We start from the raw sequence: 12,719 nt of genomic DNA on the forward strand, positions 1-12,719 counted from the left end.
CCGGAGGTGATCGTCATGATGCACACCGCAGTGGGATGGCACGTCGAGCTGGAGTTCCAGGAGGACGAGACGCACACGCGGGCGGTCGCGCTGGTACGTCTGTCCGACGGGACCGAGGTCAAGGCCCACGGGCATGCGAGCCGGCACCACACCGATGCCAATCAGCCACGGGTGGGGGAGGAGATCGCCGGCGCGCGGGCGCTGAACGAACTCGCCATGCAGCTGCTGACGAAGGCGCATGGGGAGATCGACTCGGCGTCGGGGCGGACTTCGCACTCCATCAACGTTTGAGGCAGCGCTTCACGGGCTGCCCCGCGCCCCTTCGGGGCGCGGCCACGTCACGCCGAGACAGCACCCCGTAGTGCCCGCACCAGCGCCTGCGCCCGCGGATCCGCTGTAACGCTCTTGCGGAAACCGTTCGTCACGTAGCCGAAGGCGATGCCCGAGTCCGGGTCGGCGAAGCCCAGGGCGCCGCCGCGGCCTGGGTGGCCGAAGGAGGCGGGGGACAGGAGCGGGGATGCCGCTCCGTGGAGCATGTAACCGAGGCCGAAGCGGGTGTGGACGACCAGTACGCGGTCCGGTCCCGCGCTGCGTTCGGCGCGGGCCAGGTTCACGGTCTCCGGGGTGAACAGCCTTGTGCCGCCGTCGACTTCGCCGATCAGGGAGGCGTAGAAGCGGGCGAGGCCCTCCGCCGTCGCGATGCCGTTGGAGGCGGGCAGGACGGCGGCGCGGTAGGCGGGGTCGTTCTCGTCGGGCAGTGGGGTGATCGCGGCGAAGGCTCGGCGGGTGAGGGAGCCGGGGTCGGCGTAGGCCTCGGAGACCGCCCGCTTGGGGCGGGTCCGCAGGCCGCGCGGGTCCGCCGGGGGGTCGATCCGGGCCACCCGGCCCACGCGCGCCTGTTCGGCCGGCGGCAGCCCGAGCCACAGGTCCGCCCCGGCCGGCCCGGCCATCTCGTCCGCGATCCACTCGCCGATGCCGCGTCCCGTGATCCGCCGGACCAGTTCGCCCGTCAGCCAGCTGTACGTCTGCGCGTGATACCCGTGGTCGGTACCCGGCTCCCAGGCCGGTGCCTGCGCCGCCACCGCCTCGGCGGCGAGGTCGGGGTCCGCGGCCTGGGCGGGCGTCAGCGGGCGGTCCAGCACGGGCATTCCGGCGCGGTGCGCGAGCAGGTGCCACACCCGCGTCCGCTCCTTGCCCGCCGCCTTGAACTCCGGCCAGTACTCGCCGACCGGCGCGTCCAGGTCCAGCTCCCCGCGCTGCTGCAGCAGCAGGAGTACGGCGGCGGCGACCCCCTTGGTCGCGGAGCGCACGATCTGGGCGGTGCCGTGCTCCCAGGGGTCCGTGCCGTCGACGTCCTTGGTGCCGCCCCACAGGTCGACGACCTTGCGCCCGTCCCGGTAGACGGTGACGGCCGCGCCCCGGTCCCCGAGCACCTCGAAGTTCCGTACGAACGCTTCCCTGACCGGCTCGAAGCCCTCGGCGACCGCACCGTGCACGTCCACGCCCGTGCTCCTCCTGCCTGTGTGTACTCCCTACTCACCCAAGCAGAATGGTCACGTCGATGTTCCCGCGGGTCGCGTTCGAGTACGGGCAGACCTCGTGCGCCGCGTCCACCAGCTGCGCCGCGACCTCCTGGTCGAGGACCGGCAGCGAGACGCTGAGGGCGACCGCGAGTCCGTAACCGCGCTGCTTGTTGGGGCCGATGCCGACCTTCGCGGCGACCGTGGAACCGGTGAGGTCGAACCCGGAACGGCGGCCCACCAGCACCAGCGCGTTGTGGAAGCACGAGCTGTAGCCGGCCGCGAACAGCTGCTCGGGATTGGTGCCGTTGCCGTCGCCGCCCAGCTCCGGCGGCATCGCGACCTTGACCTCGATCTGCCCGTCCTGGCTGGTGACATAGCCGTCCCGGCCGCCGTGTGCGGTCGCCTCGGCCACGTACATGATTTTCGTCGGTCGGGTGTCGGTGTCGGTGTCGACGTCGGTGAGATCGTCACCCATGGCGCTCATGGTTGGCCCCCCAAAACGAGTGCGCGCAAGTACATCGTGCACAAGGTACTGGCTGGTAGGTCAGCAGCCGCTGCCAGGGGGTGGCAACCGTGGGTAATCCGAGATCAGCGGTGTGCTGCTGCTTCGGCCTTCGCCGCCAGCCGCCACAGCTCCTCGCGGAGGCGTGCGACCTCCGGGGCGTCGAGCCCCGTCGCCGCGAGCAGCGCGCCCGGTACGCACGTCGCGCGCTCGCGCAGTTCCTCCCCGCGCCCCGTGCAGGCGACCAGCACCGAGCGCTCGTCGTGCGCCGCGCGCTCCCGGCGCACCAGGCCCGCCGCCTCCAGCCGCTTGAGCAGTGGCGAGACCGTGCCGTAGTCGAGCCGCAGCGCGGTCGCCAGTTCCTTGACCGGGATCTCGCCGCGCTCCCACAGGACGAGCAGGACGAGGTACTGCGGGTAGGTGAGGCCGAGTTCGTCGAGGAGCGGGCGGTAGGAGGCCGTCACGGCCCGCTGGGCCGCGTACAGCGCGAAGCACAGCTGGTCGTCGAGCAGCAGCGAGCCCTCAGAGCCGGTCCCGGCCGCCGTGTCGTCCGCGTTCGTCACGCGCCCATTGTCACGGACCGCGGGTCGAAACCGAAGGGCAGCTCCAGCCGGTGGGCGCGCATCAGGTCCTCGTCCGAGAGCAGCTCGGCCGTCTTGCCGTCCGCCGCGATCACGCCCTCGCTGAGGATCAGCGAGCGCGGGCACAGCTCCAGGGCGTACGGCAGGTCGTGCGTGACCATGAGGACGGTGACGTCCAACGAGCGCAGGATGTCGGCCAGTTCGCGTCGGGAGGCCGGGTCGAGGTTGGAGGACGGCTCGTCCAGGACGAGGATCTCCGGCTCCATGGCGAGTACGGTCGCCACGGCCACCCGGCGCCGCTGCCCGAAGGAGAGGTGGTGCGGGGGGCGGTCCTTGAACTCCGCCATGCCGACCTGCGCGAGCGCCCGGTCGACCCGCTCCTCCAGCTCCGGCCCCTTGAGCCCGGCCGCCGCGGGACCGAACGCCACGTCCTCGCGGACCGTCGGCATGAACAGCTGGTCGTCCGGGTCCTGGAAGACGATGCCGACCCTGCGGCGGATCTGAGCCATGTGCTGCTTGCCGACGGGCAGCCCGGCGACCGTGACCGTGCCCGCGCCGCCGGTCAGGATGCCGTTGAGGTGCAGCACGAGGGTCGTCTTGCCGGCACCGTTCGGCCCGAGCAGCGCCACCCGCTCGCCGCGGCCGATGGAGAAGTCGACGCCGAACAGGGCCTGGTGGCCGTCGGGGTACGCGAAGGCGAGGCCGGAGACCTCGAGGGAAGCGGTGCTCACAAGGTCCATCCCAGCAGGCAGACGACGAGGGCGGCGAAGGGGAGCGTGAGGGCGTACGACCACTGGGCTCTGGAGGCGGTCACCTCGTCGATCACCGGCATCGAGCCTGCGTAACCGCGGCTGACCATGGCCAGGTGGACGCGCTCCCCGCGCTCGTAGGAACGGATGAACAGGGCGCCCGCCGACTTCGCGAGCACGCCCCAGTGCCGTACGCCCCGCGCCTCGAAGCCCCGGGACTCGCGCGCGATCCGCATCCGCCGCATCTCGTCCGTGATGACGTCGCCGTAGCGGATCATGAAGGACGCGATCTGCACGAGCAGGGGCGGGAGCTTCAGGCGCTGGAGGCCGAGGAGGAGTTCACGCAGCTCGGTGGTGGAGGCCAGGAGGACGGAGGCGGCGACGCCCAGCGTGCCCTTCGCGAGGACGTTCCAGGCGCCCCACAGGCCGTTCACGCTCAGGGACAGCCCCAGGACGTCCACCCGCTCGCCCTCCGCCACGAACGGCATCAGCACCGCGAAGGCCACGAACGGCACCTCGATCAGCAGCCGCTTGAGCAGAAACCCGGCGGGCACGCGGGCGCGATGCGCGACGACCGCGAGCAGCACGGCGTACAGGCCGAACGCCCCCACCGCCTCCCGCGGTGTCGACACCACGACCACCACGAACGCGAAGGCGGCGGCGAGCTTGGTGTGCGGCGGCAGGGCGTGCACGGGGGAGTGCCCGTGCCGGTACAGCCTGTGTGCGTGCCCGGCGCCCATCTCAGACGCCCGTGCCGACGGGAGAGGCGTCGGTCGTACGGCGCCTGCGCACCGCCCAGAAGACCGTGCTGCCCGCGACGACGGTCACGCCGACGCCGATCACGCCCGCGAGGCCGCCGGAGAGGCGGGCGTCCTCGACGTCCTTGACGCCGTAGCCGGCGAGCGGGGAGCCGTCGGAGGCGTGTTTCTGGGCCCTGCTGTCGATGCCCTTGTCGTGGGCGACCTTCTCCAGGCCGTCGGGGTTCGAGGAGGCGTAGAAGCTGACGAAGCCCGCGAGGACCAGGGAGGTGACCAGGCCGGTGACCCACAGCGCGCGGCGGGAGGTGCGCGCCGCGACGGGCGCCGGGCGGGAGGCGGGAGCGTCCACGAGTTCGCCGTTCACCCGCAGCTTGAGCTTCTGCTCCAGGCCGCGCGCGCCGTACACGAGATCCGGGCGTACGGCGATCACCGCGCCCACGGTCAGCCCCGTGATCGCCGCCTCGCCGATCCCGATCAGCACATGTACGCCGACCATTGCGGTGGCGACCTTGCCGAGGGAGACGTCCGTGGTGCCGCCGACGGCGTAGATCAGCGTGAAGGCGACCGCCGCCGCCGGGACCGAGAGCAGCGCGGCGACGAAGGAGGCCACGGTGACCGAGCGGCGGCCACGCGGGAGCAGCTTCACCAGGCCGCGGAAGACGGCGTACCCGACGACCGTCGTGACGATCGCCATGTCCGTGATGTTCACGCCGAGCGCGGTCAGACCGCCGTCCGCGAAGAGGATGCCCTGCATCAGCAGGACGACGGACACGCACAGGACGCCGGTGAAGGGGCCGACGAGGATCGCGGCGAGCGCGCCGCCGAGCAGATGGCCGCTGGTCCCCGCCGCGACGGGGAAGTTCAGCATCTGCACCGCGAAGATGAAGGCCGAGACCAGCCCGGCCAGCGGCGCCGTCCGCTCGTCCAGCTCACGGCGGGCCCCGCGCAGGCTCACCGCGATGGCGCCCGCGGCGAGGACTCCGGTCGCGGCGGAGACGGGGGCGTTGATGAATCCGTCAGGCACATGCACCGTTCGATGATAGTGCCTTGTTGCGAACTACTTGCAAGAGCGAGGCGCTCGTGACTCGGAGTTGTCCCACGACAAGGGGCGTGTTCGGGAAAATATGGGACATTAGGAGGGGGCGGACGCATAGCTTCCACACAGGACACGCAGCGTGAGAGGGCCGTCACGATGTCTGTAGTCGAGCAGTACGCACGAGCCCACCTGGTCACGGATGCGGCGGTACCGGAGGACGAGACGGTGCCGGTGGTCCTGAGGTACGACCCCGAGGTCGATCCGCGTGAGGTGCGGGTGGGGCTGCCGGGGGCGCATGAATGGAGTTTTTCCCGTTCCCTGCTGGAACAGGGCCTGCGCGCCCCCGCCGGCAGCGGAGAGGTGCGGGTGTGGCCCTGCGGGCGGGTTCAGGCCGTGGTCGAGTTCCACTCGGCGACAGGGGTTTCGGTCGTGCAGTTCGAGTCGAAGACTCTGCTGCGGTTCCTGCGCCGCACCTATATGGCTGCGGCGCCTGTTGGTCGTTGAATCTCTTTGGTCGTTGAATCTCTGCGGCGCCGTGGGGGGCTGGTCGCGCCCGCGCGGCGGAGCCGCAAATCGACACAGCCCCGCGCCCCTTCGGGGCGCCCCCCCGGGGCGCCCCATCGACTCAGCCGCCCATCTTCAGCAGGGCCGCCACGATCGGCCCCGCCGTGTCGCCTCCGTGGCCGCCTGCCTGGACCACGCCTGAGGCCGCGAGGTCGCCGCAGTACGCGGTGAACCAGCCGTTGGGCTTGTCCTGGCCGTCGACCTCGGCCGAGCCCGTCTTGGCGCCGCAGCCGGACATGCCCGCCATCGCCTTGGCCGCCGTGCCGTAGGAGGCCGTGTAGGACATGACCTCCTTCAGTTCGGCCTGGGTCTGCGACGACATCGTGCGGGAGGCCTTCGCGAGGGTGCGGTGGTCCACCGAGGGGGCGACCAGGTAGGGCTGGTGGAAGCTGCCGGTCGCCACCGTCGACGACACCGACGCCATGTTCAGCGGGTTCATCCGCACCCCGCCCTGCCCGATCAGCGAGGCGCCCATCTGCGCGCCGCTCATCACGGGGATCGAGCCGTCGAAGGTGGGGACGCCGATCGACCAGTTGTTGAGGCCGAGGCCGTAGACCTGCTGGGCCTCCTGCGTCAGGTCGCTGTTGGACAGCTTCGGCGCGAAGTTGATGAAGGCGTTGTTGCAGGAGGCCCCGAAGGCCAGCTTGAACGTGCCCTTCTTGATCTCGGAGTTGTCGTCGTTGTGGAAGGTCCAGCCCGCGAGCTTGTACGTCTTGGGGCAGGGGTGCGACTGGTCGGGGTGGATGAGGTCCTTCTCGAACAGCATCGTCGACGTCACGATCTTCATCGTGGAGCCGGGGGCCAGGGAGCCCTGGAACGCCACGTTGAAGCTGGGGCTGTGGTTCGCGACCGCGAGGATCTCGCCGGTCGACGGGCGCATGACGACGACCGAGGACCTGTCCTTCGCGGCGACCTGCTTCTCGGCCGCGGCCTGGAACGTCGGGCTCAGCGTCGTGTTCACCCTGCCCGGAGTGCCCTTGGTCAGCGTCAGCAGCGTCTTGTCGGACAGCTTGGCCTTCTGCGAGGCCTTGCCGCGCACCACGTCCAGCTCGATGCCCGCCTTGCCGCCGGCGGTCTTGCCGTACTTCTCCCGCAGACCGTCGAGCACCGGGCCGAGCGAGGGGTACTTGGCGGTCGTCAGCTCGCCGCCGTGGCGGTCGTACGCCTTGACCGGCGGCGTCCCGGACTCGCCGGTGACCAGGGTGTCGCCGTCCCTCAGGTCGGGGTGGACGACGGAGGAGTGCCAGTCGACGTACGGCTTGCCGTCCTCCTTCTTGCGCACGACCGTCAGCGCACTCTGGTACGAGAGCGGCAGTTTGGTGCCCTTGTAGGAGACCGTGCCCTTGACGGAGAAGGGGACCTTGTCCCCGGTGCGGGTGCCCTCGGTGACGGTGGCGCCCGTGATGTGGGCGTCCTTGGTGAAGCCGGTCAGCAGGGCGGTGGCCGCCGTCGGGTCGTTCGTGGCGGCGGCGGCCTGTGCCACCTTGCCCTGCTGCCAGCCCGTGAGGAACCGCTCGGCCGTCGTCTGGACCTCGGTCGCGGACAGCGGGCCGGTCTTGACGGCCTTGTGGTCGGAGGACGCGGCCGTCGAGGCCGACCGGTCGTCGGCCGACGCCCCGCCGCCGTACAGCGCGTAGGCGCCGAAGCCGGCACCGCCGATCACCACGGCGATCATCCCGCCGACCACGGCGGGTTTGGTCTTCGGTCGCTCGGCGACGCGCCTTCTGTTGCCCACTGTTCCCGTTCCTCCGAGAGATCCCCAGGGTCCCCGTTGTCCACATCCATCCCAACCAACGACGGCAACAGCCTAGAGTCCCGTCCTCAACGGGTGACTTCAGGAGCCGGTCCGTAGCACAGCTGCGACAATCGGCCCGGCCGCCGTGCCGCCGTGGCCGCCCTCCTCGGTCATCGCCGCCGCCGCCAGGTCACCACGGAAACCCGTGAACCAGCTGTTGGACACCGCCTGTCCGTCGACCTCCGCGGAACCGGTCTTCGCGCCGAAGTCCCCGCTCAGCCCGGCCATCGCCTGCGCCGCGGTGCCCTGGGTCGCGGTGAGCCGCATCATCTGCTTCAGCTGCGCCGCGGTGCTCGCGGGCAGGCCCTTCGCGGTGGCCAGTTCACGGTCGTCGAGCTTGGGCGAGACCAGATACGGCTGCCGGAACGTGCCGGTGATGGCGGTCGCCGTGACCGACGCCATGTTCAGCGGGCTCATCTGGACCTGGCCCTGGCCGATGGCGTTCGCCGCCCGGTCCGGGCCGCTGACCGCGGGGACCTTGCCGTCGAAGGAGACGATGCCGGTCTTCCAGTCGTCCCGGCCGAGCCCGAACCGGTCCTGGGCCTCCGTGGTCAGCGAGGAGTCCGAGAGCGGCTTCTCGTCGATGAGCTTGATGAAGGCCGTGTTGCAGGAGCGCAGGAAGCTGTTGGCCAGGGTTGCCTTCTCGTTGGGCTGCATGCCCTTGAGGTTCTTGAAGGTCTGGCCCTGCCAGACGGCGTCCTCAGGACAGGGCGCCGGGCCGTTCATCGAGGTCACGCCGTTGTCGATGAGCATCGCGGCGGTGATGATCTTCATGGTGGAGCCGGGTGCCACCTCGCCCTGGAAGGCCGCGTTGAACTGGTCCCTGCGGTTGTTGGCGACCGCGAGGACCTCACCGGTGCTGGGCTTGACGGCCACCACCGACGACTGCGCGAACTTCTTCACGGCCGTCTCGGCCGCCGCCTGGGCGCTCGCGCTGATCGTGGTCTGCAGCCTGCCAGCCCTGCCCTTGGTGAGGGTGAGCAGCGAGGTGTCGCCCGCGTCCGGGGACTGGTGCTTGATCGCCAGCTCGATGCCGGGGGTGCCGCCCGCCTTGTCGCCGTACCGCTCGCGCAGGGTGTCCAGGACCGGGCCGAGCGAGGGGTACTTCTCCTTCGTCAGTACGGCCCCGCCCCGGTCCACGGCCTCGATCGGCGCCTTCGCCGCCTCGCCGGTGAACAGGGTGTCGCCCTTCTGCAGCTGCGGATGGACCACGGACGGCCGCCAGTCGACCAGCGCCCGCCCGGTGGTCTTCCCGCGCACGACGGTCAGCTCGCTCCGGTAGGTCAGGGGCTTGGACTTGCCGCCGTAGGACACCGTCGCCCTGACCGTGTAGGGGACGGTCGCGCCGTTCGCCGTACCCGGGGTGATCTTCACGCCGGTGATGTGCGCGGCGTTGCCGTAGGCGCTCAGCAGCGGTTCGGCCGCCGTGTCGTTGTTCGTGTACGTGGCCGCCTGGGCCGCCTGGCCCTTCTCCCAGGCCGCGAAGAACTTCGCCGAGGTCTCCTTGATCTCGTCGCCGCTCGGCGGACCGGTCTTCACGGACGCCGAGCCGCCCGGGCCCCCGTCGCCGTTCAGCGCGGACACGACGTTGTACGCGCCGTATCCCGCGCCGCCCACCATCACAGCGAAGACGCTGCTGATGATGGTGATCTTGACCCCCTTGCCCATGAAGGGCTCCCCTCCCCGTTCCCCGTTGGTGCTCGCACTGTATGTGGCGTGAGGGGGAGCTGTGAGGGGTGTTTCCGTATGTTGTCCGATCGGAGACCCGGAGGGTCCGCTATACCCAGGTATCCAGCCACATACGTGAACGCCAGTCGTCGATCGGGATGGCGGTTCCGGTGTACAGCGGCCAGAAGTAGATGAAGTTCCAGGCGATCAGCAGGACCAGCACGCCCGCTCCCGTCGCGCCCGCCACCCGGCGGGTGTCGCTCGACCCCGGCGGCCCGACGATCGCGCCCAGCAGCATCGCGACGGCCAGGCACAGGAACGGCACGAAGACGACGGCGTAGAAGAAGAAGATCGTCCGCTCCTGGTACAGGAACCAGGGCAGGTAACCGGCCGCGATGCCGCAGGCGATGGCGCCCGCCCGCCAGTCGCGGCGCAGCAGCCAGCGCCACAGGATGTACAGGACCGCGAAGCAGGCCACCCACCACAGCAGCGGGGTGCCGATGGCCAGGACCTCGCGGGCGCACTTCTGGCCCGCACTCACGGGGCAGCCGTCCTTGCCGGGCGAGGGGGACTCGTAGAAGTACGAGACCGGGCGGCCGTCGACGATCCAGCTCCAGGGGTTGGACATGTACGTGTGCGGCGAGTGCAGGTGGCGGTGGAACTCGTAGACCTCGTGCTCGTAGTGCCAAAGGCTCCGCCACCAGTCGGGGAACAGCCAGGTCCAGTTGCCGCCCTTGCCGTCGGTGGCGGCCCAGTTGCGGTAGTAGCCGCCCTTGCCGTTGGTGGGGGAGAGGATCCAGCCGGTCCAGGAGACCAGGTAGGTGACGGTCGCGACGGTCACCGTGCCCACCAGGATGGCCACGTCGCGCAGCACCGCCTTGTACGGGTTCCCGGCGCCGGCCACCTTGCGGGCGCCGATGTCCCACAGGATCGCCATCAGGACGAACACGGCCATGATGTACAGCCCGTTCCACTTGGTGCCGATGGCCAGGCCCAGCATCAGTCCCGCCAGCCAGCGCCACGGGCGCAGGCCGAGGAAGGCCGTCTCGGCGATGTGCGCGTCCGGGCGCACGCGGCCGTCGGCGTCCGGCTGGAGTGCGGCCGCGAGTTTCTCCCGGGACTTGTCGCGGTCGATGACCAGGCAGCCGAACGCGGCCAGCACGAAGAACATCAGCACGCCGTCGAGCAGCGAGGTGCGTGCCATCACGAAGGCCAGCCCGTCGACCGCCATCAGCGCGCCCGCGAGGCAGCCGAGGAAGGTCGAGCGGAAGAGGCGGCGGCCGATGCGGCACAGCATCAGGACCGACAGCGTGCCCAGCAGCGCGGTCATGAACCGCCAGCCGAACGGGTTGAACCCGAAGATCAGCTCCCCGAGCCCGATGACGTACTTGCCGACCGGCGGATGCACCACGTACGCCGCGTCCGTCGGGATCGGGACGTGCCCGTTCAGCGCCAGGATCTGGTCGTTGGCGTTCTTGTCCCAGTTGACCTCGAAGCCGCGGTGGACGAGCGCCCAGGCGTCCTTGGCGTAGTACGTCTCGTCGAATATCACCGCCTTCGGGCTGCCCAGGTGCCAGAACCGCATCACGCCCGCCATCAGCGTGACCAGCAGCGGGCCGCCCCAGGCCGACCAGCGCGTGATCCGCTCGGTGAGCGCCGGCGGCACCCCGAGCACCTGCCACACCCGCGGGCTGGGCTGCACGTACGGCGGCACCAGACGCTCGCGGACATCGCTTCTCGGCCCGGCCGTGTAGCCGAAACGGCGCAGCCGCTGCTGCCACGACGGCCGCTGGTCCTGCGGGCTCTGGCCTTGCCGGGTGTCCGGGGAGGACGCGGTACTGGTCACCGCGCCATCGTAGGGAACCGTTCTGTGTGAGTCCCGTGCATGGGCCCTGTCGTCCCATTCCCGTCGTCCGCCCGAAGGGCGGGCGGGAATGGGGCGACAGGGCCCGAGGGTGGTAAGGGCTCGGATGCGTCTCTGTCCGTGTCCCCTGGGAGGATGGGGGACGTGACCGGAACCCTCGTACTCGCAGGCACCCCCATCGGCGACATCGCGGACGCGCCGCCCCGGCTGGCCGAGGAGCTGGCGGGGGCCGATGTCGTCGCCGCCGAGGACACCCGGCGGCTCAGGCGGCTGACGCAGGCCCTGGGCGTCACGCCCAAGGGGCGGATCGTGTCGTACTTCGAGGGCAACGAGACCGCCCGCACTCCCGAACTCGTCGAGGAACTGGTGAACGGCGCACGTGTGCTGCTCGTCACCGACGCCGGGATGCCGTCCGTGTCCGACCCCGGGTACCGGCTGGTCGCGGCCGCCGTGGAGAAGGACATCCGGGTCACCGCCGTGCCCGGACCGTCCGCCGTGCTCACCGCGCTCGCGCTGTCCGGGCTGCCCGTCGACCGGTTCTGCTTCGAGGGGTTCCTGCCGCGCAAGGCGGGCGAGCGGCTGACCCGCCTGAAGGAGGTCGCCGGGGAGCGCCGGACCCTCGTCTACTTCGAGGCCCCGCACCGCCTCGACGACACCCTCGCCGCCATGGCCGAGGTCTTCGGCACCGAGCGGCGCGCCGCCGTCTGCCGGGAGCTGACCAAGACGTACGAGGAGGTCAGGCGTGGCGGGCTCGGTGAGCTGGCCGCCTGGGCCGCCGAGGGTGTGCGCGGTGAGATCACTGTGGTCGTCGAGGGTGCCCCGGAGAAGGGACCCGGGGAACTCGACGCCGCCGAACTGGTGCGCAGGGTGCGGGTGCGGGAGGAGGCAGGAGAGCGGCGAAAAGAAGCCATTGCGGCGGTTGCGGCAGAGGCCGGGCTTCCCAAAAGGGAAGTGTTCGACGCCGTTGTGGCCGCGAAGAATGCGCATTCGGCCAGTGGTTCGTGACGTTTTCGTGAAGTAGGCCACACCCCCTCTGAGCAGGGCGCATCTCGCCTGAGCAAGCGCCCCACAAAAGGGCAAAGCAAGGTCGTGAAAAGCAAAGCCCAGACCCCCTGATCGGGGTCGCTCTGGCAAGGAAAATCCAAATCGACTCCAACAGTCGACAGGGCTGATGCATTCGCTCCGCCAGAAGCGTCCACTGGTTGAAGGGACGCACCCGTCCCTTGGTCCAGCAGATCAAGAGGAGCTGGCATGAGCGAGATCTCAGGGCAGTCCGGCCTCCGCGGCGCAGCCACCGCAGTCGTCCACGAGTCGTACTCCTTCGCCTGCATGCGCTGCGGGCACGGCTGGGAGCAGTCGTACGAGATAGAGCACCACAACGACGCCGAGGGCCACGAGTTCGTGATGTACGTGGCCGAGGGGCAGGTCGTGCCGTCTCCACTGTCCAAGCCCACCTGCCAGAACTGCGACAGCCACGTCGTACGGATCATGCGACCCGGGCAGGTCTCGTCGGTGCGCGACGCGGTGCACAAGCAGCAGCGGCGGACACCGCAGACCGAGGCCCAGGAGCCCGCAGCCGAGGGTGCCGACGGTGCCGAGGCCGGCGAGCGGGACCACCACTGGCACCTCTCCGATCTCCTGCACCCCTTCCACCGCAAGGCGGGCTGACAGCACCGGCG

General features: G+C 70.4%; 13 protein-coding genes. 4 read left to right on the forward strand and 9 right to left on the reverse strand.

Annotated elements, in window-relative coordinates:
- The first annotated feature begins 15 nt into the window (after positions 1–15).
- Positions 16–291 carry a dsRBD fold-containing protein gene (locus ACWCRD_RS09755; protein WP_099934194.1) on the forward strand — a complete coding sequence of 92 codons (276 nt, stop codon included), beginning with the start codon at positions 16–18 and terminating at the stop codon, positions 289–291.
- Between the two features lie 47 nt (positions 292–338).
- Here ACWCRD_RS09755 and ACWCRD_RS09760 read toward each other — a convergent pair whose 3' ends face one another.
- From ACWCRD_RS09760 to ACWCRD_RS09785, 6 genes are all read right to left on the reverse strand, one after another.
- Positions 339–1,502: a serine hydrolase domain-containing protein gene (locus ACWCRD_RS09760; RefSeq protein WP_450965369.1), complete on the reverse strand. Its 1,164-nt coding sequence runs from the start codon at positions 1,500–1,502 to the stop codon at positions 339–341.
- A 34-nt stretch (positions 1,503–1,536) separates the two neighbouring features.
- Entirely contained in the window at positions 1,537–1,998 is a 462-nt protein-coding gene (locus ACWCRD_RS09765; protein ID WP_450965370.1) for an organic hydroperoxide resistance protein, read from the reverse strand.
- 113 nt (positions 1,999–2,111) lie between these two features.
- The gene (locus tag ACWCRD_RS09770; protein ID WP_450965371.1) at positions 2,112–2,588 is read right to left on the reverse strand and encodes a MarR family winged helix-turn-helix transcriptional regulator; all 477 of its coding nucleotides are present in this window, start codon (positions 2,586–2,588) and stop codon (positions 2,112–2,114) included.
- Positions 2,585–3,346 (reverse strand): energy-coupling factor ABC transporter ATP-binding protein, encoded by a 762-nt coding sequence (locus ACWCRD_RS09775; RefSeq protein ID WP_450965372.1) that lies wholly within the window; start codon positions 3,344–3,346, stop codon positions 2,585–2,587. Before ACWCRD_RS09775 ends, ACWCRD_RS09770 begins: the two co-directional genes overlap by 4 nt.
- Positions 3,334–4,095, reverse strand: a complete 762-nt coding sequence (cbiQ, locus tag ACWCRD_RS09780; protein ID WP_450965373.1) for a cobalt ECF transporter T component CbiQ — start codon at positions 4,093–4,095, stop codon at positions 3,334–3,336. The genes ACWCRD_RS09775 and cbiQ overlap by 13 nt, the downstream gene beginning before the upstream one ends.
- A gap of 1 nt (position 4,096) precedes the next feature.
- Positions 4,097–5,143 (reverse strand): energy-coupling factor ABC transporter permease, encoded by a 1,047-nt coding sequence (locus ACWCRD_RS09785; RefSeq protein ID WP_450965374.1) that lies wholly within the window; start codon positions 5,141–5,143, stop codon positions 4,097–4,099.
- A gap of 162 nt (positions 5,144–5,305) precedes the next feature.
- Here ACWCRD_RS09785 and ACWCRD_RS09790 point away from each other — a divergent pair, with 162 nt between their 5' ends.
- Positions 5,306–5,653, forward strand: a complete 348-nt coding sequence (locus ACWCRD_RS09790; protein ID WP_450965375.1) for an SsgA family sporulation/cell division regulator — start codon at positions 5,306–5,308, stop codon at positions 5,651–5,653.
- 121 nt (positions 5,654–5,774) lie between these two features.
- Here the strand turns inward: ACWCRD_RS09790 and ACWCRD_RS09795 are convergent, their stop codons facing one another.
- The 3 genes from ACWCRD_RS09795 to ACWCRD_RS09805 all read right to left on the reverse strand — a co-directional run bounded on the left by ACWCRD_RS09795 (position 5,775) and on the right by ACWCRD_RS09805 (position 11,022).
- Positions 5,775–7,448 carry a penicillin-binding transpeptidase domain-containing protein gene (locus tag ACWCRD_RS09795; RefSeq protein ID WP_450965376.1) on the reverse strand — a complete coding sequence of 558 codons (1,674 nt, stop codon included), beginning with the start codon at positions 7,446–7,448 and terminating at the stop codon, positions 5,775–5,777.
- 99 nt (positions 7,449–7,547) lie between these two features.
- Positions 7,548–9,176, reverse strand: coding sequence for a penicillin-binding transpeptidase domain-containing protein (locus ACWCRD_RS09800; protein WP_450965377.1), 1,629 nt, complete (start codon positions 9,174–9,176; stop codon positions 7,548–7,550).
- A gap of 109 nt (positions 9,177–9,285) precedes the next feature.
- The gene (locus tag ACWCRD_RS09805) at positions 9,286–11,022 is read right to left on the reverse strand and encodes a dolichyl-phosphate-mannose--protein mannosyltransferase (protein WP_450965378.1); all 1,737 of its coding nucleotides are present in this window, start codon (positions 11,020–11,022) and stop codon (positions 9,286–9,288) included.
- 162 nt (positions 11,023–11,184) lie between these two features.
- On the opposite strand from ACWCRD_RS09805, the gene rsmI reads away from it, so the two are divergent.
- Positions 11,185–12,045: a 16S rRNA (cytidine(1402)-2'-O)-methyltransferase gene (gene rsmI / locus ACWCRD_RS09810; protein WP_450965379.1), complete on the forward strand. Its 861-nt coding sequence runs from the start codon at positions 11,185–11,187 to the stop codon at positions 12,043–12,045.
- Between the two features lie 246 nt (positions 12,046–12,291).
- On the forward strand, positions 12,292–12,708 hold the full coding sequence (locus tag ACWCRD_RS09815) for a hypothetical protein (RefSeq protein ID WP_450965380.1): 417 nt from the start codon (positions 12,292–12,294) through the stop codon (positions 12,706–12,708).
- The last annotated feature ends 11 nt before the right edge of the window (positions 12,709–12,719 follow it).

The sequence above is a fragment of the Streptomyces sp. NPDC002092 genome, assembly GCF_053593775.1.

Bases quoted from the DNA above. Each gene is read 5' to 3' on its own strand.
- ACWCRD_RS09755 (WP_099934194.1), top strand. From the start codon at position 16: ATGATGCACACCGCAGTGGGATGGCACGTCGAGCTGGAGTTCCAGGAG.
- ACWCRD_RS09765 (WP_450965370.1), bottom strand. From the start codon at position 1,998: ATGGGTGACGATCTCACCGACGTCGACACCGACACCGACACCCGACCG.
- ACWCRD_RS09775 (WP_450965372.1), bottom strand. From the start codon at position 3,346: ATGGACCTTGTGAGCACCGCTTCCCTCGAGGTCTCCGGCCTCGCCTTC.
- cbiQ (WP_450965373.1), bottom strand. From the start codon at position 4,095: ATGGGCGCCGGGCACGCACACAGGCTGTACCGGCACGGGCACTCCCCC.
- ACWCRD_RS09790 (WP_450965375.1), top strand. From the start codon at position 5,306: ATGTCTGTAGTCGAGCAGTACGCACGAGCCCACCTGGTCACGGATGCG.
- ACWCRD_RS09800 (WP_450965377.1), bottom strand. From the start codon at position 9,176: ATGGGCAAGGGGGTCAAGATCACCATCATCAGCAGCGTCTTCGCTGTG.
- ACWCRD_RS09815 (WP_450965380.1), top strand. From the start codon at position 12,292: ATGAGCGAGATCTCAGGGCAGTCCGGCCTCCGCGGCGCAGCCACCGCA.